The sequence below is a fragment of the Streptomyces massasporeus genome (assembly GCF_014648995.1).
Taxonomy (GTDB): Bacteria; Actinomycetota; Actinomycetes; order Streptomycetales; family Streptomycetaceae; genus Streptomyces; species Streptomyces massasporeus.
Window position 1 is genome coordinate 139,802 of the sequence record NZ_BMSE01000007.1, and the last position, 23,269, is coordinate 163,070.

General features: G+C 73.7%; 18 protein-coding genes and 1 pseudogene. 6 read left to right on the forward strand and 13 right to left on the reverse strand.

From position 1 onward, the window contains the following. Nucleotides 1-22 precede the first annotated feature (22 nt). Nucleotides 23-2,392, forward strand: a complete 2,370-nt coding sequence (gene treY / locus IE153_RS18050; RefSeq protein ID WP_189590708.1) for a malto-oligosyltrehalose synthase — start codon at nucleotides 23-25, stop codon at nucleotides 2,390-2,392. Between the two features lie 2 nt (nucleotides 2,393-2,394). On the opposite strand, the gene IE153_RS18055 is transcribed toward treY, so the two are convergent. Next, nucleotides 2,395-3,333, reverse strand: coding sequence for a LysR family transcriptional regulator (locus tag IE153_RS18055; protein ID WP_189590709.1), 939 nt, complete (start codon nucleotides 3,331-3,333; stop codon nucleotides 2,395-2,397). 85 nt (nucleotides 3,334-3,418) lie between these two features. On the opposite strand from IE153_RS18055, the gene lpdA reads away from it, so the two are divergent. Both lpdA and IE153_RS18065 read left to right on the forward strand, forming a co-directional pair. Continuing rightward, entirely contained in the window at nucleotides 3,419-4,855 is a 1,437-nt protein-coding gene (gene lpdA / locus IE153_RS18060) for a dihydrolipoyl dehydrogenase (protein WP_189590710.1), read from the forward strand. A 111-nt stretch (nucleotides 4,856-4,966) separates the two neighbouring features. Beyond that, nucleotides 4,967-6,217: a M14 family zinc carboxypeptidase gene (locus IE153_RS18065; protein ID WP_189590711.1), complete on the forward strand. Its 1,251-nt coding sequence runs from the start codon at nucleotides 4,967-4,969 to the stop codon at nucleotides 6,215-6,217. Nucleotides 6,218-6,308: 91 nt separating this feature from the next. Here the strand turns inward: IE153_RS18065 and IE153_RS18070 are convergent, their stop codons facing one another. Both IE153_RS18070 and IE153_RS18075 read right to left on the reverse strand, forming a co-directional pair. Then, nucleotides 6,309-7,652, reverse strand: a complete 1,344-nt coding sequence (locus tag IE153_RS18070) for a M14 family zinc carboxypeptidase (RefSeq protein WP_189590836.1) — start codon at nucleotides 7,650-7,652, stop codon at nucleotides 6,309-6,311. Nucleotides 7,653-7,828: 176 nt separating this feature from the next. Then, complete coding sequence (locus tag IE153_RS18075; RefSeq protein ID WP_189590712.1) at nucleotides 7,829-8,380, reverse strand: FHA domain-containing protein; 552 nt, start codon at nucleotides 8,378-8,380, stop codon at nucleotides 7,829-7,831. A gap of 173 nt (nucleotides 8,381-8,553) precedes the next feature. On the opposite strand from IE153_RS18075, the gene treZ reads away from it, so the two are divergent. Continuing rightward, nucleotides 8,554-10,299 carry a malto-oligosyltrehalose trehalohydrolase gene (treZ, locus tag IE153_RS18080; protein ID WP_189590713.1) on the forward strand — a complete coding sequence of 582 codons (1,746 nt, stop codon included), beginning with the start codon at nucleotides 8,554-8,556 and terminating at the stop codon, nucleotides 10,297-10,299. A 13-nt stretch (nucleotides 10,300-10,312) separates the two neighbouring features. Here the strand turns inward: treZ and IE153_RS18085 are convergent, their stop codons facing one another. The 3 genes from IE153_RS18085 to IE153_RS18095 all read right to left on the reverse strand — a co-directional run bounded on the left by IE153_RS18085 (nucleotide 10,313) and on the right by IE153_RS18095 (nucleotide 12,939). Next, the gene (locus IE153_RS18085; RefSeq protein ID WP_189590714.1) at nucleotides 10,313-10,666 is read right to left on the reverse strand and encodes a hypothetical protein; all 354 of its coding nucleotides are present in this window, start codon (nucleotides 10,664-10,666) and stop codon (nucleotides 10,313-10,315) included. A gap of 91 nt (nucleotides 10,667-10,757) precedes the next feature. Further along, the gene (locus tag IE153_RS18090; protein ID WP_189590837.1) at nucleotides 10,758-11,765 is read right to left on the reverse strand and encodes an aminoglycoside phosphotransferase family protein; all 1,008 of its coding nucleotides are present in this window, start codon (nucleotides 11,763-11,765) and stop codon (nucleotides 10,758-10,760) included. A gap of 46 nt (nucleotides 11,766-11,811) precedes the next feature. Beyond that, nucleotides 11,812-12,939 carry an aminopeptidase P family protein gene (locus IE153_RS18095; RefSeq protein WP_189590715.1) on the reverse strand — a complete coding sequence of 376 codons (1,128 nt, stop codon included), beginning with the start codon at nucleotides 12,937-12,939 and terminating at the stop codon, nucleotides 11,812-11,814. A 185-nt stretch (nucleotides 12,940-13,124) separates the two neighbouring features. Between IE153_RS18095 and IE153_RS18100 the strand changes: the two genes are divergently transcribed. Further along, on the forward strand, nucleotides 13,125-13,880 hold the full coding sequence (locus IE153_RS18100; protein WP_189590716.1) for a metallophosphoesterase: 756 nt from the start codon (nucleotides 13,125-13,127) through the stop codon (nucleotides 13,878-13,880). 9 nt (nucleotides 13,881-13,889) lie between these two features. Here the strand turns inward: IE153_RS18100 and IE153_RS18105 are convergent, their stop codons facing one another. From IE153_RS18105 to IE153_RS18130, 6 genes and pseudogenes are all read right to left on the reverse strand, one after another. Further along, on the reverse strand, nucleotides 13,890-14,456 hold the full coding sequence (locus tag IE153_RS18105) for a PDZ domain-containing protein (protein WP_189590717.1): 567 nt from the start codon (nucleotides 14,454-14,456) through the stop codon (nucleotides 13,890-13,892). A gap of 132 nt (nucleotides 14,457-14,588) precedes the next feature. Next, nucleotides 14,589-14,756 (reverse strand): annotated as a pseudogene (locus IE153_RS18110) (multicopper oxidase domain-containing protein); the annotation flags it as partial. 56 nt (nucleotides 14,757-14,812) lie between these two features. Further along, nucleotides 14,813-17,008, reverse strand: coding sequence for a germacradienol/geosmin synthase Cyc2 (cyc2, locus tag IE153_RS18115; protein ID WP_189590718.1), 2,196 nt, complete (start codon nucleotides 17,006-17,008; stop codon nucleotides 14,813-14,815). Nucleotides 17,009-17,113: 105 nt separating this feature from the next. After that, nucleotides 17,114-18,304 carry a damage-control phosphatase ARMT1 family protein gene (locus IE153_RS18120; protein ID WP_189590719.1) on the reverse strand — a complete coding sequence of 397 codons (1,191 nt, stop codon included), beginning with the start codon at nucleotides 18,302-18,304 and terminating at the stop codon, nucleotides 17,114-17,116. 55 nt (nucleotides 18,305-18,359) lie between these two features. Further along, complete coding sequence (locus tag IE153_RS18125; protein ID WP_031109855.1) at nucleotides 18,360-19,007, reverse strand: ScbR family autoregulator-binding transcription factor; 648 nt, start codon at nucleotides 19,005-19,007, stop codon at nucleotides 18,360-18,362. A 281-nt stretch (nucleotides 19,008-19,288) separates the two neighbouring features. Beyond that, nucleotides 19,289-21,088 carry a S8 family peptidase gene (locus IE153_RS18130; RefSeq protein WP_189590720.1) on the reverse strand — a complete coding sequence of 600 codons (1,800 nt, stop codon included), beginning with the start codon at nucleotides 21,086-21,088 and terminating at the stop codon, nucleotides 19,289-19,291. A 361-nt stretch (nucleotides 21,089-21,449) separates the two neighbouring features. Between IE153_RS18130 and IE153_RS18135 the strand changes: the two genes are divergently transcribed. Continuing rightward, nucleotides 21,450-22,376, forward strand: coding sequence for a lytic polysaccharide monooxygenase (locus tag IE153_RS18135; protein ID WP_189590721.1), 927 nt, complete (start codon nucleotides 21,450-21,452; stop codon nucleotides 22,374-22,376). Nucleotides 22,377-22,394: 18 nt separating this feature from the next. Here the strand turns inward: IE153_RS18135 and IE153_RS18140 are convergent, their stop codons facing one another. Next, nucleotides 22,395-23,036: a Tat pathway signal sequence domain protein gene (locus tag IE153_RS18140; protein WP_189590722.1), complete on the reverse strand. Its 642-nt coding sequence runs from the start codon at nucleotides 23,034-23,036 to the stop codon at nucleotides 22,395-22,397. Nucleotides 23,037-23,269: the final 233 nt, after the last annotated feature.

Consider the following 23,269-nt stretch of genomic DNA (forward strand, 5'->3'; position numbering starts at 1 on the left):
GCGGGGCGGGTACGTACGTTCCATGACACCTGAGCGACTTGACCCGGTGGTGCCCACGGCCACGTACCGGCTGCAGCTGCAGCCCGAGTTCCCGTTCGGAGCAGCCGCGGCCGTCGTGCCGTACCTGGCCTCGCTCGGCGTCTCGCACCTGCATCTGTCCCCCGTCCTGGAGGCCGTGCCGGGCTCGACTCACGGCTACGACGTCGTCGACCACGCGCGCGTGCGCGAGGAACTGGGCGGCGAGGAGGGGCTGCGGGCGCTGGCGCGCACCGCGCGCGAGCACGGGCTCGGCCTGGTGGTGGACATCGTCCCGAACCACATGGCCATGGCCCCGCGCCACAACCGCGCCCTGTGGGAGGTGCTGCGCGAGGGACCGAAGTCGCCGTACGCCCGGTGGTTCGACATCGACTGGGAGGCGCAGGACGGCCAGGTGCTGCTGCCGGTCCTCGGCGGGCCGCTGGGCGAGGTGCTCGACGAGCTGCGCGTCGACGGTGACGTGCTGCGCTACTACGACCACGTCCTGCCGCTGCGCGAGGGCACCGAGGACCTGCCGCTGCCGCATCTGCTGGACGCGCAGTGGTACCGCCCGGTGTGGTGGCGGCTGGCCCGGACCGAGCTCAACTACCGGCGGTTCTTCAGCATCTCGGAGCTCATCGGGGTGCGGGTGGAGGACCCGGAGGTCTTCGAGGCCACCCACGCCAAGATCCTCAAGCTGCTGCACGAGGGCGTGATCGACGGGCTGCGCATCGACCACCCCGACGGGCTCGCGGATCCCGACGGCTACCTCGCCAGGCTGCACGAGGCGACCGGGGGCCGCTGGACGGTCGTGGAGAAGATCCTGGCCGACGGTGAGCACCTGCCGGCGTCCTGGCCCGTGGCGGGAACCACCGGGTACGACGCCCTGCGGCACGTGGACGGGGTCTTCACGGACCCCGCCGGGTTCGGGGAGCTGCTGGGGCAGTACCGGCGCTTCGCGGCCCCGCAGACGGACCGGGGCGGGCAGTGGGAGGCGACGGTGCGGCGTGCGGCGTACAAGGTCCTCACGCACGAGCTGGCCACCGAGACCGACCGGCTGACCCGGGTGGCGAGCCGGCTGTGCGCCTCCTCCCCGGAACCCGCCCTGCGCGACCGCGCCCCCTGGGCGCTGCGCACGGCGCTCCAGGAGCTCCTCGTACGGATGGAGGTCTACCGGCCCTACGAGTCCGCCGACGCGGCGTCCGTGGTCACCGAGGAGGCCGCCGCCGAGGCCCGGCAGGCCTTCGCCGTGCCCGAGGAGGCCGGGGCGGTGGACGTCGTACGGGACCTGGTGCTGGGGCGGTACGGCGACGGGCCGGCGCAGCTGGAGTTCCGGACGCGGTTCGCGCAGACCTCGTCGGCGCTGCGGGCCAAGTCCGTGGAGGACACGGCGTTCTACCGGTACGTGCCGCTGCTGTCGGCGACCGAGGTGGGCGGGAATCCGGGGGCTCCCGCGTTGTCGCCGGAGGAGTTCCACGCGTACTGCGCGCGCGTGCAGCGCGACTGGCCGGTGACCGGCACGGTGGCCACCACGCACGACACCAAGCGCAGTGCGGACGTCCGGGCGGCGCTGCACGTGCTCACCGAGTGCCCGGACCGCTGGGCGGACGTGCTCGCGGAGGTGACCCGCACCGGGGAGGGAGTGCCGGACGCGCAGCTGGCGTGGGCGGCCTGGCAGACGGTGTTCGGCCTGGGCCCGGCCTCCGGCGTGCGGGAGCGGGCGCAGGGGGCGCTGCTGAAGCACGTGCGTGAGGCGGGCCTGTACACCAGCTGGACCGAGCAGGAGCCGCCGTACGAGGAGGCGGTGGAGCGGTTCGTGGCGGCCGGGCCGTGCGGGGCGCCGGGTGAGCGGGTCGCCGCGTTCCGGGAGTCGCTGGCGCCCCACATCCGGGCCAATGTGCTGGGCACGGCCCTGGTGCAGCTGACGATGCCGGGCGTCCCGGACGTCTACCAGGGCACGGAGGCCGAGTACCGGGCGCTGGTCGACCCGGACAACCGGCGGGCGGTGGACTTCCCGCCCGCGGAGTCCGACGGCACCTCCGGGGAGAAGGCGGCGGTGACGAAGGCGGCGCTGGGGCTGCGGGCCCGGCGGCCCGGCGCCTTCGGCGACACGGCGACGTACCAGGCGCTGCCGGCCGAGGGACCGGCGGCTCAGCACTGCCTGGCGTTCGTCCGCTCCGGCGAGGTGCTGACGGCGGTGACCCGCCTGTCCCTGCGGCTCGCGGAGGCGGGCGGCTGGGGGGACACGCGCCTGCCGCTGCCACCGGGCCGCTGGGCCGACGCGCTGGAACCGGGACGGGAGTTCACGAGCCACGCGCGCGTGGCGGAGCTGTTCGGGGGGCGGCCGGTGGCGTTGCTGGAGAGGGTGGGCGACTGAGGTCAGGCGACCGCGGAACCCTCCTCGGGGCAATCCTCGTAGGCCGGCAGAGGAGCTCGCGGGCGCGGCCAGGCCGTCCGCAGCAGGTCAACGAACCGCTCCGCGGCGCCGGTCGGCGGCAGGCGCGAGAAGACCGTCAGGGTGCGCCTCCAGGCCGGGTCGGGGGTGAGGACGACGCAGCCCCCGCCGACCGCGTCGCGGACGAGGTGGGCGGGCGCCGCGCAGACGCCGACACCGGCCGCGGCCATCCGTACCGCCGTCGAGGTGTGCTCGGTGAACACGGCGGTGCGCGGGGTGAAGCCCGCGCGGCCGCACGCCCAGTCGAGAAAGCGCTCGCCGTGGACGACAGGCTCCATGGCGCAGCGCACCCATGGGCGGTCGGCCAGCTCCGGCAGCGTCACGGTCACCCGGCCCGCAAAGCGGTCGTCGAAGGGAACCACGAGGACGATGTCCTCCTCGCCGACCGGCACGACGGTCCCCGGCCAGCCATCGGGCGCCGGGCCGACGGCCAGGTCGGCGGTGCCCCGCTCGACCTGCTCCTCCAATGCCTCGGAGGTGGCGTACTCGTGGAGGTGCAGCAGCACACGCGGGTGGGCGGCGCGCCAGCGCGCGAAGACGTCCGGGAGGACGCCGACCGCGACGGAGTGGACAGCGGCGATGTGGAGTTCGCCGCCCTCGGCCCCGGCTGCGGCGCGGGCGGCGCGGCGGGCCTGCGCGGCACTGCGCACGGCGAGCTCCGCGTGCGACCGGAAGGCGCGCCCCATCGGCGTCAGGCGCACCCCCCGCGGCAGGCGCTCCAGGAGGTCCCCGCCGACGGACCGTTCCAGGGCCTTGATCTGGTGGGAGAGCGCGGGCTGCGAGACGTGCAGGAGCTCCGCCGCGCGCGTGAAGGACGCCTCCTCGACGACGGTCAGGAAGTACTCCATCTGCCGCAGGCTCACGGCCCCTCCCCCATAAGCGTCCTGCATCGATTCCACAAGAACATTGCCTTGGACGCATAGCAAGGGCCGGGCGGAAGCTGGGGCCATGGACTCACCGGACGTCATCGTCATCGGCGGCGGCACGGGCGGCTACAGCACCGCCCTGCGCGCCGCGGCCCTCGGCCTCGAGGTCGTGCTCGTCGAGCGGGACAAGGTCGGCGGGACGTGCCTGCACCGCGGCTGCATCCCCAGCAAGGCGATGCTGCACGCGGCCGAACTCGTCGACGGCATCGCCGAGGCCCGCGAACGCTGGGGTGTGAAGGCGACCCTGGACGCCGTCGACTGGTCCGCCCTGGTGGCCACCCGCGACGACATCGTGGCCCGCAACCACCGGGGGGTTCAGGCGCATCTGGCGCGTGCTGGGGTGCGGGTGCTCGCGGGGCACGCGCGGCTCACGGGGCCGCGCTCGGTGCGGGTGACGGACCTGGGCGGACGCACGGGCCATCACGGCGAACCCGGCGTGCACGAACTCTCCGCGCGCCGCGGGCTGGTTCTGGCCACCGGCTCACGGCCGCGCACGCTCCCGGGGCTCGAGCCGGACGGACGGCGCGTCGTGACGAGCGACGACGCCCTCTTCGCCCCCGGGCTCCCGGCGTCGGTGCTGGTGCTCGGGGGCGGCGCGATCGGCGTGGAGTACGCCTCGTTCCACCGCTCCCTGGGCGCCGAGGTCACCCTGGTCGAGGCCGCCGACAGGATTGTGCCGCTGGAGGACGCGGAGGTGGGCCGGCATCTCGCCCGGGGCCTGAAGAAGCGTGGCATCGACGTCCGGGCCGGCGCCCGCCTGCTGGACGCCGAGGTCCTCACCAACGGGATGCGGGCCCGCGTGCGCGGCGCCCGGGGCGAGACCGTCACGGTGGAGACCGAAAGGCTGCTGGTGGCAATCGGGCGGGCCCCGGTCACCGACGGCCTGGACCTGGCCGCCGCGGGGCTCGCCACGGACGCGCGTGGGTTCGTCGCACCGGCCGACTGGGACCGGCTGGAGACGGCTGTGCCCGGCATTCACGTGGTGGGTGACCTGCTGCCGCCGCCGTCGCCCGGTCTGGCCCACGCGTCGTTCGCGGAAGGACTGCTGGTGGCCGAGACGCTGGCGGGCCTGCCGTCCGCGCCCGTGGACTATGCGGCCGTACCCCGGGTCACGTACTCGTCGCCGCAGACGGCGGCCGTCGGGCTGAGCGAGGCCGAGGCACGCGCGCGGGGGTACGAGGTGGAGGCGAACTCCATGCCGCTGACGGCGGTGGCGAAGGGCATGGTGCACGGGCAGGGCGGAATGGTGAAGGTCGTCACCGAGGCCGGCGGGCGGGTGCTCGGCGTGCACCTGGTGGGTCCGCACGTGTCGGAGATGATCGCCGAGAACCAGCTGGTCGTCGGCTGGGACGCGGAGCCGTCCGACGTGGCCCGGCACATCCACCCGCACCCGACCCTGTCCGAGGCGGTCGGCGAGGTGTTCCTCACTCTGGCGGGGCGGGGGCTGCACCAGCAGTAGGCGGCGGGGCCGTGCTTCCGGGCGCCCCCCGGGGACGACCCGGTCGCGCCCTTGACACCGCACCATGGCCGTGGGGTACTGCGATGGCGAACTCGGGCGGATGTGACGGGGGTGAGTGTCCTGCCGGAGCTGCGCTACCCGACGGTGACCGAACAGGTTTCTGCTGCCCGGGCGTTGACCGCTCAGCGCCCCGGTGTGTGCACCCTGCGGCAGGTGGGTGCCTCACGCGCGGGCAGGCCTTTGCACCTGCTGTCCGTGGGCCGGGCCCGCCGTGCGGTACTGGTGGTCGCCGGCGCCCACGCCAACGAGCCGACCGGCTCCTGCACCCTGCTCGCGGTCGCCCGGCGGGTCCTGGAGCAGCGGGAGTTGCGTGACGGCATCTCCTGGCACTTCCTGCTGTGCGCGGACCCCGACGGGGCGAGCCTGCACGTCACGCCGGCACCGCGCAGCCTCTTCGACTACCACCTCGGCTTCTTCCGGCCGGCGGGCCCGGAGCAGCCCGAGTGGGCGCCGTCCGTGCTGCCGCCGGACCGGCTGCCGCCCGAGACCCGGGCCCTGACGGGCGTCATCGACGAACTGCGCCCGTATCTGCAGGTCACCCTGCACGGCACGGATCTGGGCGGCAGTTGGGTGCAGCTGACGAGGGACGTGCCGGGGCTCGCCGAGCCGTTCGCCAAGTCCGCGGCCGAGCTGCACATCCCGGTGGAGACCGGGGCGTCGGACGCCGCGGGCTGGCCCGCCTCCGGGCCGGGCGTCCATGTGATGCCGGCACCGGGGATCGGGCCGGCGTACCCGAGCCTGCCGGACGACGCGCGGCACAGCACCTGGTACCACGCCCACCGGTACGGCGGGCTGACCGCGGTCGTCGAGGTGCCGATGTGGGCGAGCGACCTGGTCGACGACCCGGCTCCGCATCCGGCTCCGGCGGCGGCGATCGGCCTGCTGGCGCGCCGGCTGCAACGGGACGCGCTGGAGGTGTCGCGCGTGCTCGACGGCGTGCTGCCCCGGCTGGCGGACCTGGACGGGCCGTTGCTGCGGGCCGCCCGGTGGGGGCTGGAGCTGGTGCCGGGCCTGGCCTCGGACCTGCTCCACACGCCGCCCGCCGACCGCACCCGGGCGTACGTCGGCAGCGTGGACGCGTTCGCGCGCCGTGTGCCGCTGCGGGCGGCGGCCATGCTGCTGCGGGTGCTGCGCGGGACCGACGACGCTGCGGCGAAACAGCTCGAGAAGCTCGTCTCGACCTGGAGCGACGCCTTCGCGGAACGGTTCCGCGCCCGCTGGGTGCCCTTGGAACACCAGGTGGAGCACCAGTCCCGCACGGTCGTCGCGGCGGCGCTGCACGCGCGCGAGAGGGCGTCGTAGCCGGCTCCGCGTCTGAGTCCTGCGTATCAGCCCTGTGGGTCGGCCGCGTGTCTCAGCCCTGCGGGTCCTCCGCGTGCGTCGGCCCCGTGCCTCAGTCCCGTTGCAGCGGCACCGGCCCGCCCGGAGCCGAACCCGAACCGGAGCACGCGCGCGTGTGCCGCCCCGCCAGCTCGAACGCGGCGAGCACCACCCGGGCCTGGTACTCCGCCTGGCGGGCCACCGGGATCCAGCGCGCTCCGCAGCCGTCGCGGTACTCGGCGCACCACTCGTCGATCAGGCGGTCCAGGTCCGGCAGTACCCCGCCCGGGTCGCGGCCGGCGGCCCGGACGAGCTGGTGCAGCAGTCCCGCCGTACGCAGCGCGAGCCGGCGCCCGGAGATGCGCAGGGCGACCAGGTGGGCGGTGCTCAGGGCCGGGAGGGGGTGGCCCGGGCTGTCGCCGGTGTCGGGGTCCCAGGCGTCGGCGAGGCCGGGGCAGACCAGGAGGTAGTCGTCGACCGGGGCGAGCAGGCGGGCCGCGTCGGGCACGGTGGCGAGGTGCGGCCGGATCCGGGCCAGCAGGTGCCGCAGGAGGTCCGTGTCGTGGCGCAGGGTGCGGCTGACGGCCCGGAGCACGGCGTCCCGGTCCGCGGGCGGGGAGCCGTCCGCCACGGCCGTCACGCCCCACATGGGTGCCTCGACGACCGCGGTGACGGTGCCGTGCCGGTAGGGGTGGTACCACGTGGACTCGACGGCGGCCTCCGTCATGGCCGCGACCAGATCGGCCCGGCGCGGCGGCGGGATCCGGTAGACGGCGGGTCCGAGGCCGGGCCAGTACAGGGCGTCGTACGCGCCGAGTTCGCGGGGGATGCCGAGCCGGGCGGCGATGTGGGCCAGGCGCCGGTCGAGGCCGGGCAGGTCGTGGGTGAGTTCCACGAAGCCGCCGCCGATGTCGACGCCGTGCAGGGAGCACTGGAGGAACGGGCGCAGTTCGTCCTGGAGGTCGAGCAGGGCGCGGGTCTCCGGCAGGGCGGCGCCGGCCGCGCCGTCGGGCAGCCACTCGGGCTGCTCCAGGAAGCCGGGACGGAAGAAGTGGCGGACGTACCGGCCGAGCGTGTAGGGGCCGGGCAGCCAGCCCTCGTTGCGGCGCGAGCCGTCCGGGTCGAGGCACAGCAGCAGGTTCCAGGTGGCGTCCGCGCCCTCGGTGAGCCGCGGGTCGGCCAGGGCCCGCTCGGCCAGGCGGAGCACGGTGGCGCCGCCCACCGGTTCGTTGGCGTGGGGGCCGGCGACGACCAGGGCCTGGCGGCTGCCGTGGCCGACGGAGAGCAGCCACAGGGGGGTGCCCGCGCGCGAGGTGCCGACCCGGCGCAGCCGGGCGTCGCGGGGGTGGCGGGCGACGAGGGCGGCGGCCCGGGCGCCCAGTTCGTCGACGGTCGGGTAGCGCAGCAGGGGCGGCAGGGCACACCTCCCCCATGCGGTGCCGTCGGTTCACCAGGTGTAGATGGCGTACGCACAGTCAGTCACGACTTCAGGGGTACGTCAACACCGTGAACCGCAATGCGATTTCGGCCAATCCCCCGGGACCGACATTCGGTAAGCCCCAGGCCAGAGGTGAGGCGTGGCTCCGTTTCCGGTCAGCCGTCCGACAGCCGGAACGTCATCCGGCCGAAGCCCACCTGGTCGCCCTCCCGGACGACGGCGGCGCCGACGACGCGCCTGCCGTTCACCGTCGTGCCGTTGGTGGAGCCGAGGTCGCGCAGGACCCACATGCCACCCTGGTGACGGAGTTCGGCGTGCACGCGGGAGACCGTCTCGTGGTTGAGGCGCAGTCCGCTGGCGGGATCGCGGCCTATGCGCAGCGGATGGCCGTGCGACGGATGGGGCAGTTGCAGCTTGGGCAGTCGCTCGGCCTGCCAGGCCCTGCGCAGCCGTACGGAGAATCCGGAGACGGCCTCGACGGTGCCGAACACCAGGCGCGAGAGGCGGCTCTCCGTGCGCAGGTCGGCGGTGAGCGCGGCGAGTTCGTCCGGGCCGCGGGCGGCGAGCGCCAGCTCCATGCGGCGGACGAACGTGTCGTGGGAGAGGCGGCCCACGGCGACGCCGTCCCGCAGCACCTTCAGCACCCGGTCCCGCTCCGCGTCGGAGAGCCGCGCGGGGAACGTGTTGAACTCGAAGGACGACGTCACGCTGGTGATTGTCGGGCAGCGCGGCCGGGCTGTCCAGAAAACGGGAAATCGGCCGCCCCGCGCGCGTACCCGGGTAGACCCGCCGCAAATGGGTGGATGCACCAGCGGATTGATCTCTTTTGACGCACCATGGACGGGCTACATCACGGTGAGCAGACGAAGGGGAACCGTCCGTGCAGTTCGAGGTGTGGGCACCACAGGCCGGCCGTGTGACGCTCCGGTGCGACGACGTCACACACGCGTTGGAGCGTGATCCGGAACGGGCGGGATGGTGGCGGGGCGAGGCCGAAGCGCGCGAGGGATCCCGCTACGGCTTCGCGGTGGACGACGGGACCGTGCTGCCCGATCCGCGCTCGCGGCGGCAGCCGGACGGCCCGGACGGGCTGAGCGCGGTCGTCGACCACGAGCGGTACGCGTGGCGCGCGCGGTGGCGGGGGCGACCGCTGGCCGGAGCGGTGCTGTACGAGCTGCACGTGGGGACGTACACGCCCGAGGGCACCCTGGACGCGGCCGCCGAGCGGCTCGGCCATCTCGCCGAACTCGGCGTCACGCATGTGCAGCTGATGCCCCTGTGCCCCTTCCCGGGCACGCACGGCTGGGGTTACGAGGGTGTCTCGCTGTGGGCGGTGCACGAGCCGTACGGCGGCCCCGAGGCGCTGAAACGCTTCGTCGACCGGGCGCACGAACTCGGCCTGGGCGTGGTGCTCGACGTGGTGCACAACCACTTCGGGCCGTCCGGCAACTACCTGCCCGTCTTCGGCCCGTACCTCACGGACACCCACCACACGCCCTGGGGCGCCGCGGTCAATCTGGACGCGCCGGGCTCGGACGAGGTGCGCGCGTTCCTGATCGGCAGCGCGCTGGCCTGGCTGCGCGACTACCGGATCGACGGGCTGCGCCTGGACGCGGTGCACGCGCTGGTGGACACGCGCGCCTACCACTTCCTGGAGGAGCTGTCTCAGGCCGTGGACGCCCTGGCCGCCGAGACGGACCGGCCGCTGTTCCTGGTCGCCGAGTCGGACCTGAACGATCCGCGGCTCATCACCTCCCGCGCGGAGGGCGGCCTCGGGCTGCACGCGCAGTGGAACGACGACTTCCACCACGCCCTGCACACCACGCTGACCGGCGAGTCGCAGGGCTACTACGCCGACTTCGCGCGCGCTCGGCTCGGCGGGCTCGCCAAGACCCTGACGGGCGGCTACTTCCACGACGGGTCGTACTCCAGCTTCCGGGAGCGCCACCACGGGCGCCCGCTGGACCGCGCGCGGGTGGCCGGGCACCGGCTGCTCGGCTACGGCCAGACCCACGACCAGGTCGGCAACCGCGCCCAGGGGGACCGGCTTTCGGCCCTTCTCTCCCCCGGTCTGCTGGCGTGCGCGGCCACGCTGATCCTGACGGCGCCCTTCACACCGATGCTCTTCATGGGCGAGGAGTGGGCGGCGGGCACGCCCTGGCAGTTCTTCACCGACCACACCGACCCGGAGCTCGCTGACGCCGTACGGCGGGGCAGGCGGCGGGAGTTCGCCGCGCACGGCTGGAAGGAGGAGGACGTGCCCGACCCGCAGGACCCGGCGACCCGGGACCGCTCCTGCCTCGACTGGTCCGAGCCGGAACGCGAGCCCCACGCGCGCGTGCTGGCCTGGTACCGGCAGCTGCTCGCCCTGCGCCACGAGCAGCCGGACCTGACCGACCCCGACCTCGCCGACACCAAGGTGGCCTTCGACGAGGAGCGCCGCTGGATCGCCTTCCGGCGCGGGGACGTCCTGGTGGCGGTGAACCTGGCCGCCGAGCCGGCCGTGCTGCCGCTCGGCGTGCCCCACGCGCGCGTGCTGGCCGCGTGGGAGCCGGTGGACGAGCCCGGGGCGGACGGGGCGGTGCGGCTGCCCGGGGAGTCGGCCGTGGTGCTCGCCCAGGGCTGAGCGGCTCGGGGCGTCAGCCCAGTTTCGCGTCCTGCGCCTCGATCACGGGCGTGAGGACCGTGGGGCTCGCGATGCGGGCGCCGCCCACCGCGGTGCAGACGGCGATGACGTCGCCGTGACGTACGGCGGTGGTGCGGACCGGACGCAGGGCGTGCAGCCGTCGGGCGTGACGGCGATGGACACTCTCCTCGCCGACGCCGTGCAGGGCTGCTCCCTCGGCTTCACCGTGCGGGCGCACCGGCAGGGGCCGAGGTCGGCCCCTGCCGGTGCGCCCGGTGAGGCGCTGTTCCGGGGTCTGCTGCCGGGCCGGGGACGTCGTCGCGCCGGCGTCGAGGGCGAGGCGGCGCCGGTGCAGCCGGCCAGGCACGTGAGGGCGGCGGCGGCCGGCAGGGACACGGCCGCTGCGGTGCGCTTCATGGGCGGGAGGACAGCCGCACGCGAGGGCGCCGCCCGGTCCGCTACAGGGCGTCGTCCGCGTCCCCCAGGTCCGTCACCCGTTCCAGCAGGATCGGCTCCCACGCGCGGCGCAGCCGGGTCCGCAGCAGGGTGGCGTCCTTGCCGGTGAGGTCCTCGGCGAGGTGGACGACGGTGTCGCAACGGGCGAGCCACAGGCCGCGCAGGCAGGGGCGGGCGCCGTAGCCGGCGAGGGTGGCGGCGCGTACGGCGGCGGGTGAGCCGACGGCGAGCGCGAGGCCCGCGATGTCCTCGGCCGGGTCGCCGACGACCGCGCCCGCCCAGCCGAGCACGCCGCGCACCCGGCCGTCGGCGCTGACCACGAGATGCCCGCCCGTGAGGGTGTGGTGGGTGAGGACCGCCGAGGCGGGCTGGGCGGCGAGCTGGGACGCGGCTTGCGGGGTGAGCTGGTTCAGGCGTGTGGCGTCGAACTCGTCGGCTGCGGCGAGGTGTTCGGCGGCGCGTACGGCGGCCCGGCGCAGTGCCTCCAGGGAGCGCGGCGCGGCGCGCGGCACGCCGAGCGTCTCGGCCTGCCGGACCGGCACCTCGCGCAGACCCGTGAGGAGCGCGGCGAGGTCGGCCTCGCCGACGGCGGACACGTCGTGCTCCTCCCCCGAGCCGCCGGGCACCTTGGTGTCCAGCGTGTAGCTCAGCCCGGGGGCCCACTCGCCGTGCGCGACGCTGGCGGGCACCGCCGCCGGGACGTGCGGGCGGACGAGGTCGCGCAGGCGCAGTTCGCGGCGCTGGCGCAGGGTGGCCTCGCGGTCGGGGGCGAGGCGCAGCACGTGGCGGGTGCCGACCCACCAGGTGACGGGTTCGGCGCCCGGGGTGGCGGGCCGGACGTCGGGGCCGGAGCCGCTCCGGCCCGTCCGGGGCTCCTTGCCGCCGCGGCCCTCCCGGGTGCCCTCGGCGCCCTTGGAGTCCTTGCCGTTCTTGCCTTCCTTGGCGTCCTTGAGGAGGGACAGGACCAGCCGGCGGACGGTGTCCGCGGTGGGTGTGGGTGCCTGGGTCATGGTCGCGCCGTTGCCGTTCGGGAGGCGAGCTGGGGACATCGGAACCTCACTCCACTATGACCAGCTCGCGCGCGGTGGTGTTCAGGCGCCGTCCGCCGTCCTCGGTGACGGTGACGATGTCCTCGATGCGGACGCCGAACCGGCCGGGCAGGTAGATGCCGGGTTCCACGGAGAAGCACATGCCGGGCACGAGGGGCCGCTCCTCGCCCTCGATCATGTACGGCGGCTCGTGGGTGGTGACGCCGATGCCGTGTCCGGTGCGGTGGATGAAGTACTCGCCGTAGCCGGCGGCGGCGATGACCTCGCGGGCGGCCCGGTCGACGTCCTGGCAGGCGGCGCCGGGCCGCACCGCGCGGAAGCCGGCCTCCTGGGCCTCGCGCACGATGTCGTGCACGCGCCGCTCCTCGTCGGTGGGCTCGCCGACGTGGACCGTGCGGGAGGTGTCGGAGCCGTAGCCGTCCCGCAGTCCGCCGAAGTCGAGGACGACCATGTCGCCGCGGGCGATGACCCGGTCGCCCGCCTCGTGGTGCGGGTTGGCGCCGTTCGGGCCCGAGGCGACGATGGTGAAGTCGACCTGCTCGTGGCCGTGCCGGCGCAGCAGCCGGTCGAGGTCCGCGGCCACCTCGGACTCCGGTCGCCCGGCGAAGGGGACGTTACGGATCTCCTCGAACGTGGCGTCGGCGGCGGCTCCGGCGGCGGCCATGAGGTCCAGCTCGGCCGCGTCCTTGACGGCGCGCAGCATCGGCAGGGCCTCGGTGAGCGAGGCGTGGGAGCTGCCGGGCATGGCCTGCTGGAGGGCCAGCAGGTGCAGGGCCCAGGCGTTGTCGCTGATGCCGAACCGGCCCGAGGCGTCGAGGAGGTCGGCGGTGGCGGCGTAGGGGTCCTTGCCGTCGGTCCAGTCGCGCAGGGTCAGGGCGGCCGCGCCGGCGGCGCGGTGCGCGTCCGGGGCCTCCAGGGCGGGGACGACGAGGACGGGGTCCTGCCCGGCGGCGAGGACCAGCAGGGTGAGCCGCTCGGTGACCGCCGGGGGTGTGTAGCCGGTGAGCCACACCAGGTCCGGGCCGGGAGCCACCAGCAGGCCCGCGAGACCGGCGTCGGCGGCCGTACGCGCAGCGCGCTCCATGCGGGCCCGGTAGTCGTCGGCGGTGAAGGGCGCGGCCGTGCTTCCGGTCATCCGGGCCTCCCAGGACGGGCGAAGGGGCTACGGGCAGCATCCTGCCCGGCCGGAGGGGGCGGCGCGAGCCGTCTGCGGGCATTCACCCCGGCAACCTGCCTGACGGCAGCGGATTGCCCAAGCGATATGTCTAATGCTTAGATGCGACTCTTCCATTAGACAGTCGGCCGAGGGGGCGTACGGCGGTGCTGGTACTCGCACACATCAGTGATCTGCATCTGGACGGGAGCGCGCGGGCGACGGAGCGCGCCGAGCGGGTGCGCGACCGGCTGTGGGAGCTGCCGGGCCACGTGGACGCGCTGCTGGTGACCGGGGACATCGCGGACCACGGCACCGAGCCGGAGTACGAGGAGGCCGCCCGCATCCTGGGGCTGCGCACCGGCGACGCCCCGTTCCCGGTGCTGACCTGCCCGGGCAACCACGACAGCCGTACGCCCTACCGCAAGGCGCTGCTGGACCGGCCCGGGGGCGAGGGGCCGGTCAACAGCGTGCAGGTCTTCGACGACGGCGCGGTGCTCATGTGCGACTCCAGCATCCCCGGCAGCGACGACGGGGAGCTGGACGAGGAGACCCATGACTGGATCGAGACGACCCTCGACGCACTCGACGGCGGCCTTCCGGCCCTGCTCGCCTTCCACCACCCGCCGGTGGCGCTGCACCACCCGCTGCCCGACTCCTACGCGCTGCGGCACCCCGGCCGGCTGGCGGACCTGCTGGCCCGCCGGCCCGAGATCGCCGGGCTGGTCACCGGCCACGCCCACACCCCCGCCGCCACCTCGTTCGCGGGGCGGCCCCTGGTCGTCGGGCCCGGGGTGACGTGGACGCTGCGGCTGCCCTGGGAGGGCGAACAGATCGCCGACCGGGAGGCGCCGCCCGGGCTCGCCTTCCACGTCCTGGACGACTCGGGGCGGCTCACCAGCCACTTCCGCGTCGTGCGGTGAGGGCGCGCCTCACGCGGCGAAGGCCGGTACGAGGGTCAGCTGCTCGTAGCCGCCGCTGCGGTGGCGGACCGTCAGCCTGACCTCGGAGCCCGGGCGGGCGCGGGCGACGGCCCTGACGAGATCGGCGGCGGTGTCGATCCGGGTCGCGCCGAAGGCCAGGAGGACGTCGCCGCGCACCAGACCGGCGGCCTGCGCCGGCCCGGGGACGTGCAGTCCCACGACCACGGCCCCCGGCTTCCGGGCGTCCATGACCTGCACCCCTAGCGTCGCGGCGGCGGGCTCGGAGGGTGCCGCGGCGGCGGGCGTGGGGCCGGGCGGCGAGGGCGTGTGCTGCCACCCTCGCGGGTCGAAGCGCCCGCCCTTGCCGAGCACCGCGGTGCCCATCGCCCCGAGGCCGATCCCGGAGAGCACCAGGACCGCACCGGCGAACCCGGCGAGCAGGACGTTCAGGAGCCGCCGCCCACGTCGCCGCGCGGCGTGCGGACGGGGCCGCGACGGGCCGGGCCCCGTCACCGGCGCGGCCCCCTCGGGTTCCCGTCCCGGCATCGGCTTGGGTCGCAGCGCGGTCTGTTCCATGGCTCGCCTCCGGATGGTGCCGATCGCCTCCGGCGGATCCCGGAACGATCACGGCAGGTGCTCTACCCGGCGCACCGTCGGCCGACGAGCCACGAACGAGTGAGACTGACCGGGGCCCGGCGCGGTCAGGGATCAGCCGGTGTGGCCCTCCCCGTGACCCCCGTGCGCCCCGCCGTGGTCGAACCTCAGCACCTGCGCGGGCATCACGACGAACGACCGCATCATGCCCATGTCCTCGTGCTCCAGCAGATGGCAGTGGTACATGAACCGGCCGTGCGCACCGTCGAACGTCCCCATGACGTGCTCGTGGCTGCCCTCGGCGACGGTGTAGCCGAGGGCGTCTGGAAATCGCCCCTTCAGCGCAGCGCGAGGACGGGCGCGGCCGGTGGGCGGTCCGGGAGGAAGCCGTGGGTGCGGCGGGACAGCCACTCGGCCTTGTAGCGGTCCACCGAGCGGTGCCAGTGGAGGATGCCGGACATCCAGTTCCGCAGGTCCGCCACGTACGTCGCCATCGCGGCGCGCGCCTGCTTCGGGAGCTGGAAGTCGTCGTACAGGACGGGCAGTTCGTGCTCGACGACATGCTCGAACTGGCGCATGCGCTGACTCATCAGGTCGTGCACGATGCCGAGCCCGGTCGGGTAGTCGCAGCCGAAGAAGGTCTGCACGACGAGGATCGCGTTGTGGATCTCGCCCTCGAACTCGATCTCCTTCTGGTACGAGAAGACGTCGTTGACGAGGCACGCGAAGTCCATCGCCGCGTTCTCCAGGGAGCGGACCGGGCCGCTGCGGTAGACCTCGGGCGGGACGGCCGGGCCGTGTCCCATCCGGCACAGGCTCAGGGTGAGCTCGGAGCCGAAGGTCGCCCTGCGCATCTCCAGGTAGTCGACCGGGTCGGGCACGCGGTGGTGGAACTGGTTGGACAGCTCCCACACCCAGCTCTCGGTCATGACGTTCACCGCGTGCTTGAGCGTGTGCCGCGCCTCGGGCGTCATCTCCGCGGTGGTGCGCACCCACAGGTCGACCAGACCGCGCTCCATGGCGTTGGCCGGGAGCGGCGGAGCGCCGTCGAGCGGCATGCAGTCGGACAGGCGGGCCGTGGTCAGCCGGGCGGCGGCGAGATCGCGGCGGCGGCCGTAGACCAGGGGGTAGTAGTCGTCGCCGTAGGTGCCCCAGGCGAGCCACTGCGCGCTGAGGTCGAGGGCCTCGGGTGTGGCGTCCGGGTCGAGGCCGGCCGAGCAGAGGGCGAGGTCGTAGGCGCGGAGCTTGTCCTCGTCCCAGACGCCCTCGGCGAGGATGCCCATGCGCTCCGTCCAGTCGCGCAGACGGCGGCGGGCGCTGTCCACGTGCGGGCTGAGCTGAAGCGGGAACGGCATGCGGATGTCGGGGATCCGCGACGGCCCGACCTTCTGGTACGGCACGTGCGTGTGGGAGCGCAGCCTCCCCCACTGCCCTGAAGGCGTGGGAGGTGCCCCCATGGCTCCGGCCGTCGCGAGCAGGGCGCGCACGTCGGCGGCCGAGGTGCCGATGCCGGTGCATCCCGGCCAGGGGCTCCCGCCGCGCACCGCGTTCTCGTTCATGTAGCGGCTGGAGCGCAGATGCCATTCGTGGCCGCCGGACTGCCAGTCCTGCAGTCCCTTCGTGTACGCCGCCACGGCCGCGATCTCGTCCGGCCTGAGCCCCTTCTCCAGGGCCACCGCGGGCACTTCCGTGAACGCCGTGTGCTCGAACTGGTGGAGACGGGAGGTGAGGACGTCGTTGACGGTGTCGGCGGCCTCCTGGGTGGTGCAGCCGAAGAAGGTCTCCAGGACGAGTACGCCGTTGCTGTTCTCCCCCTCGTCCTCGACCTCGCGCTGGTAGGAGAACAGGTCGTTGCGCAGGTGCACGGCGTCGGAGAACGTCTCCATCAGCACCCTGAGCGGCCTGGTCCCGGCGACGGCGGTGGGCACTTCGGCGGTCGCGTACTCCACGAGCCCCGCGGACCAGGGGGCGCCGCCGACCTTGCGGCGCATCTCGATGTACTCGACGGGGTTGGCGATCCGCCCCTCGTTGATGTTGGACAGCTCCCACATCGACTCGTTGAGGAGGTGCTCGGTGGCCACGGCGAAGCGGCGGCGCCAGCCCTCGGACATCACCGGCACCGTGCGCGCCCACAGGTCGGCGAGGCCCGCCTCGACCGGGTTCTGCGGCTCCGGCACGGGCGCCGACAGGTCCAGCGGCATGAACAGCGGCAGCCGGTCCAGGTGCGCCTTGCCGGCGATGCGGTCCGGGTTGCGCTTGTACATCTCGAGGAAGTGGTCGTCGAAGAAGAAGACCCACACGTACCAGTCGGTGATGAGGGACAGGGCGGGGCCGTCGCAGTCGGGGTGGGTGTAGGCGCACAGCAGGCCGTAGTCGTGCGCGTCCAGGTCGGTTTGCTCCCAGACGCCGGAGCCCTCCAGCATGCCCATCTCGCGCGCCCACGCGGTCGAATGGGCCCGGGCCTCGTCGACATGCGGGTTCAGCCGCGCGGGGTGCGGCAGGTAGAAGTGCGGGAGTTCGAACGGCTGCGTCATGGCCGGGCCCTACCCGGCGCCCCGCGGCGGCATCCGCGGGGCGGGACATGATCACACCATCGCGTGAATCGAACGTGAACGCAGGCGTGGTGGGGATGACTTGCCCTAGCCGGGGACCCTCACCTGGATCAGCGCGTGCGTACCGCTGGTGCGCCAGCGCCGGCCCTCCGTCGCGTCCAAGGCGGCCTCGGTCTGCGCGTCGAGGCCGGTGATCACGTCGGACTTCAGGGTGCGCAGGGCGGCGACCGGGCCGGGGAAGTGGGCGGTGACGTCGGCGAACGGCGTGGTCGGGGCCCACAGCCGGTCGCCGACCAGGCGGCGGTAGTTGAGGTCACCCTTCACGATCGTGAGGGTGGCCGAGGCGAACGCGGCGCGCAGGTCGCCGGGCATCTCCTCGTAGGGCAGCGGGGCGCTGGAGAAGGGGTGGGCGCGCAGTGTGAGGCGGCCGTCGGCGAGGGCGGACCACAGCTGCCCGCCGTACGCGGCGGCCGCTCCCCCGGCGCCGGTCAGCCGGCGCAGGGCGTCGACGACGTCGGCGGTGGTGGCGTCGGAGACGTAGTAGGGGTACGGCTTGACGTGCAGGACCGCCCGTCCGATGCGGCCGCCGCGCAGGAGGTGGGCGATGAGGAGGAGGTCGGGGACGAGTTCGCGGCCCGCGTTGTCGGCGACCAGGCACAGAGTGCCGGTCCCCGGCCCGGTGGTGTCGAGCAGGGACCAGAGCCGGTCGCTGTCGTCGGCGACCAGGCCGGGCGCGGCGTCCGCGGCCCGTGCGCCTTCGGCGGAGAGGCGGAAGCCGAGGTCGGCCCGGTTGCCCCAGAGTGAGCCGTGCAGCAGGGCCTGGGCCTGTTCGGCGGCGGGCCGGGCGGCGAGGTCGTCGAGGGCGGCGAGTTCCTCGCCGGTCTCGGCGGAGTCGAGTTCGGCGAGCTTGAAGGGGCGGAAGGGGTCGAGGCCCTGCCAGGGGCCCGGGCCGAAGTAGCCCACGGCCTGGAGCAGTCGGCGGTAGAACCAGCTCTCGGACCAGAGCCACGGCACGTCGAACCAGGAGAGGCCGGTGTATTCGCGCAGCCCCCAGGTCTCCCAGAGGTCCCGGTCGTGCGCATCGGCGGGGAGGGGCTCGATCTCGCCCTCGGTGCACTCGGCGAGCAGTTCGTCCAGGGCGCGGTGCTGCGCGGGTTCGTACGGGAAGGCCTCGCGGACCTGCTTGATGATCGCGGGGTGCCGCTCGGCCAGCACACTGTGGGGGAAGGAGCCCGGCTGGTTGCCGAGGAGCAGGGGCGCGGAGGGGGTGTCGGGCATGGGCCACACCGTAACGCGCGTGCCCCTCGCACGGGCCGAGCCGCCCGCTCTCCGGTCACACGGGGGCGATCTCCCGCTCCAGACGCGCCGCCAGGCTCAGATAGCGGGCCCGGCGGGTCACCGGGACCAGGCCGCGGATGAGTATGTTCCACATCTCGGCCGTCCGGCGGGGCTGGCGTGCGACCGGCTCGCGGGAGCGGCCCACGACGCGGGTGCCGACGAAGAAGCAGACCAACGAGTGGGCCACGACGTCGATATCGATGTCCGGGTGGACGTCGGACTCCTTGACCGCGCCGACGAGCCGGGCCGTGACGATGTCCAGCCACTCGGTGAACGGGTGGCTCAGGGGCGGCCGTGGCCGGATCCCGCCGGTGGCGAGCCGCAGGCCGGCCCGCAGCACCGGATCCTCGACGGACATGCGGGTGATGCCGAACGTGAGGCGCATCAGGGCCTCGAAGGAGGTGTGGCCGCGGTTGTCGGTCTCCGTCGCCAGCCGGCGGGCGGTGTGCGACTGGAGTTCGAGGATCGCGTGGGCGAGATCCTCCTTCGCCGCGAAGTGGAAGTACAGGGCGCCCTTGGTGACGTGCGCGTGTTCCACGATGTCGCTGAGACTGGTCGATTCGTAGCCGCGACGGTCGAACAGGTCAGCGGCGGCCGTGATGATCGTCGAGCGGGTCTGCTCGGCTCGCAACTGCCTCGCCATCGGCTGAACTCTCCCGGGACGGAAATGAACGGGTCATGCCGTTTGTTTTTACCCCCCGTACACGATAACTCACCCTGAGACGGCGCTCATCACACCAGTGTGCCGGAGTGCGGGTGCACATCCGGCATAACAAGCGCGACTGGTGAAAGAAAACAGCGCGTTCGGTATCTAACTGTGGGGGATGTGGGGCCAGACGTAAAGGCGGGCCGGCCGGTGCCCCATCCGCACCGGCCGGCCCGCCCGTCTTGTGGCCTGCCTCGTTCAGCGTTCCCGAAGGAGGATCAGAAGGTCAGCTTCCAGCCGTTGAGCGTGCCCGTGTCCTGGGCCGCGGTGTCCTGGACGCGCAGCTTCCAGGTGCCTTTGGCCGCCTCGCCGGAGGCGTTCACCGTGTAGGTGGTGTTCACGTTGTCGGCGGAGTCCGACGCGGCGGACTTCAGGCGGTACGTCGACCCGTCCGGCGCGACCAGGTCGATGACGAGGTCGCCACGGTAGGTGTGGGTGATGTCGACGCCGACCTGGAGGGCCGAGGGGGCGTTGCCGCTGCGGCCGGTGACGCTGATCGGCGACTCGATCGCGGCGCCGTTGTCCGGGATGGCGACGGCGGCGGTGCTGGAGAACGTCGTGCCGGTGGACGTGCCGCCCTTCACGGCCTGGACCGCCTTGGCGGCGTCCGCGAGGCCCGCGCCGCAGCCGCCCGAGCAGGTGCCGGGCAGGGCACGGGCGTTGGCCTTGATGGCCGACTCGATCTGCGCCGGGGTGAGGGCGGAGTTGGCCGACTTCATCAGGGCGGCGAGGCCCGCGACGTGCGGGGTGGCCATGCTGGTGCCCTGGTAGTAGGCGTAGTTCTCGCTCGACGGCGTCTTCGTGCCGGAGTTCAGCGTGGAGAGGATGCCGTTGGCGGTGGAGGTGCGGGTCTCACCGCCGGGGGCGGCGATGTCGACGAGCGAGCCGTAGTTGGAGTAGGAGGCCCGGCTGCCGGCGCGGTTGGTCGCGGCGACCGCGATGACGTTGTTGCAGTTCGCCGGGGAGGCGTTGGAAACGTTCTGGTTCTCGTTGCCGGCCGCGACGACGACCGAGGTGCCGCGGTTCACGGCGCCGTTGATGGCGCTCTGGGTCGCGGTGGAGCAGGCGCCGCCCCCGCCGAGGCTCATGTTGATGACCTTGGCGACGTTGGTGTTGGCGGGCACGCCGGAGACGGTGCCGCCGGACGCCCAGGTGATGGCGTCGATGATGTCGGAGTCGTAGCCGCCGCACTTGCCGAGGACGCGGACCGGGGAGATCTTCGCGCCGTAGGCGATACCGGCGACACCCTTGCCGTTGTTGGTGGCGGCGGCGATGGTGCCGGCCACGTGGGTGCCGTGCCAGGAGGAGCCGGAGGCGGCGATGCCCTGGCCGCACTCGTTGTCGTTGTACCAGTCGCCCGGGTCGGCCGGGTTGCTGTCACGGCCGTTGCCGTCGACGGAGACGGCGGTGTCGGAGATGAAGTCGTAGCCGCCGACGATGTTCGCGGCCAGGTCGGAGTGGGTGACGTAGCCGGTGTCGATGACGGCGACGGTCACGCCGCTGCCGGTGGTGGTGTCCCAGGCGCCGGGGACGTTCATGCCCGCGGTCGACTCGAACAGGTCCCACTGCTTGCTGTACTCGGTGTCGTTCGGGGTGACGGCCGTCGGCTTGTTCAGGCGGTCCGGGACGACGTAGGCGACCTGCGGGTCGGCCTTGTACTGGGCGACGACGTCGGAGACGGAGGCACGGGTGGGGTTGGTGCCCAGCTCGACGAGGGCGGCGCCGGTGCCGAGGCGGCGCTGGAAGTCGACGTCCTCGCCGGTCTTCTCGGCCTTGGACTCGGCGTCGGCGGCCGCCGCCTTGTTGGACTTGGCCTCGGTGGCGCCGGACTTGTAGCCGACGATGAGGCGCTCGGCCTGGATGCCGGGGGCGGCTTCGGTCTGCGCGGCCGGCACGGCGGCCGGGCGGGGGGCGGCCTCCTGGGCGACGGCGACCGAGGCGGGGACCGCGGTCAGCAGGGCGGCGGAGACTGCGGCGACGGATATCAGCTTCCGTCTGAGCTCTGGGGAGGTACGCACGGTCGTTGCCTTTCGTGGCCGGACTCCGGGCTGCACGGAGCGGCGGTGGACTCGCTTCGTCGTCGAAGCGCAGGGGGGTGGTTCGAAAAGCGAAGAGCGACGCGATGGCCGGCCAGGCGTGGGGCAGAAGCGGACCCTTCCGGGGTTACCTGTGGGTCAGCAGTGCTCGAACGATAGGCAAAGGGAAGGTCAGCGGGATACGGGGGAAACCCTCGATCCGGCTGGAACGGCACCCTCTATGGTGGGCAGTTGAGCGCTCAATGGCCCCTTTTCGAGCAGGTCGTGGCGTGATGAACGCGTCGGGCCGATTTCCCGTACTGCACTACCGAACGTGCCGCCCCGGGCCGAGGAGAGCAGCCGGATGCCCCGTACGACCGCACACCGCGCCGCACTCGCGGCCGCCCTCGTGACCCCCGTGCTGCTGCCGCTGTGGGCGGCGGGGCCGGCGCGGGCGCACGGGGCCCCGACGGACCCGGTGAGCCGGGTGGTGGCCTGTTCCCCGGAGGGAGGTGAGCGCGCGGGCACAGCCGCGTGCCGTGCGGCCGTCGGCGCGAACGGCGCGCCCTTCACGGCGTGGGACAACCTGCGGGTGGCGAACGTCGACGGCCGGGACCGGGAGGTCGTCCCGGACGGGAAGCTGTGCAGCGGGGGGCTGCCCGCCTACCGCGGCCTCGATCTCGCCCGCGCCGACTGGCCGTCGACCCGGATGACGCCCGGCACGACGCTGACGATGCGGTACGTCTCGACGATCCCGCACACCGGCACGTTCCGGATGTATCTGACGAAGCCCGGCTACGACCCGGCGGGGCCACTGAACTGGTCCGACCTGCCAGAGAAGCCGTTCGCCACGGTGACGGACCCGGCCCTGACGGGCGGCGCGTACCGGATCCGGATCACGCTGCCGTCCGACCGGAGCGGTCGGCATGTGCTGTACACGGTCTGGCAGAACAGCAGCACGCCGGACACCTATTACTCGTGCTCGGACGTGGTGTTCCCGGAGGCGAAGCAGGAGCAGCCCGAGGAGAAGGAGCCCGAGCGGAAGAAGGAGAAGGAGCCCGAGCAGAAGAAGCCCGGGCAGAAGGCCGAGGCGGAGAAGGAGGAGCCGGCGGCGAGCGCTGCCGTGGACGACTCCCCCGGCCCGCGGCCTCGGGGTGGCGACGAGACGCCCCTGGCCAGTACGTCCGGTCCGGCCTCCGGCCCGTCCGCGCCCGTGCTGGCGGGCGGCGCCGCGGCGGTGCTGTTGCTCACCGGCGGCGCCGCCCTGGCCGTACGACTACGGCGACGTTGAACTACCGCGCTTCAGCGACTAGTTGACGTTGACGGCGAGGCCGCCCTTGGTCACCGGGGCGTACTTGGCGGTGAAGAAGGCGTTGGCGAAGCAGAGCGACGAGCCGGACACCTTGGTGAACTGCTGGTTGGCGAAGGAGATGCTGTTGTCGGCGTTGCTCGCCGTGCCGCTCAGGCCGGGGGCCTGGTAGACGCAGGTGATGGTGCCGAGCAGGGTGCGCAGCTTGACCGTGGACTGGACGGTGGAGCCCGCCGCCGGGGTCACGGAGACGGTGCCGCCGGAGGACACGCTGGTGGTGTAGGGCAGGTTGTCGACGGTGATGCCGCTGACGCCGAGCACCCCGACGACGTTGGTGGTACAGCCGCTGGTGTCGAAACTGTGCTTGGTCAGGGTCTCGGTGGCGGTGCCGGGGGCGGCCGGGTTGTCGGTGACGGTGGCGGAGAACGCCGACGTGGTGCAGGAGATGCCGCTGGTGCCGGTCGCGCTGGAGTAGAAGGTGGCGGCGGTGCCGCTCGCCAGGGACGCGTCGAGGACGTCGCCGACCGCGACGGCCGCGCCGTCGGTGGTGGTCAGGACGGGGGTGTCGGCCGCGGAGGCAGGGGCGGCGAGGCCCAGGGCGGCGACGGCGACGGTGAGGGTGAGGAGGGTGCGCGTACGCATGCGGGTGTACCTCTTTCCATAGCGGGGGGGGTGAGGGGGTGGGGGGTGCGCCGGGCGTCCGCCGTCGCCGGCTCGTCACGCCTTCTCCGTACGTGACGGGCCGGCAACGGCAGGCCGGAACCGGCCGGAGGCTCACACGGGAAGGGGCCTCCGGCCGGGCCGGGCGGGGGGTGGCTGGTGGCACGGCTCCGGGGAAGGCGGCCATGCCGCGCGGGGGGGACTCGGGCGTGGAA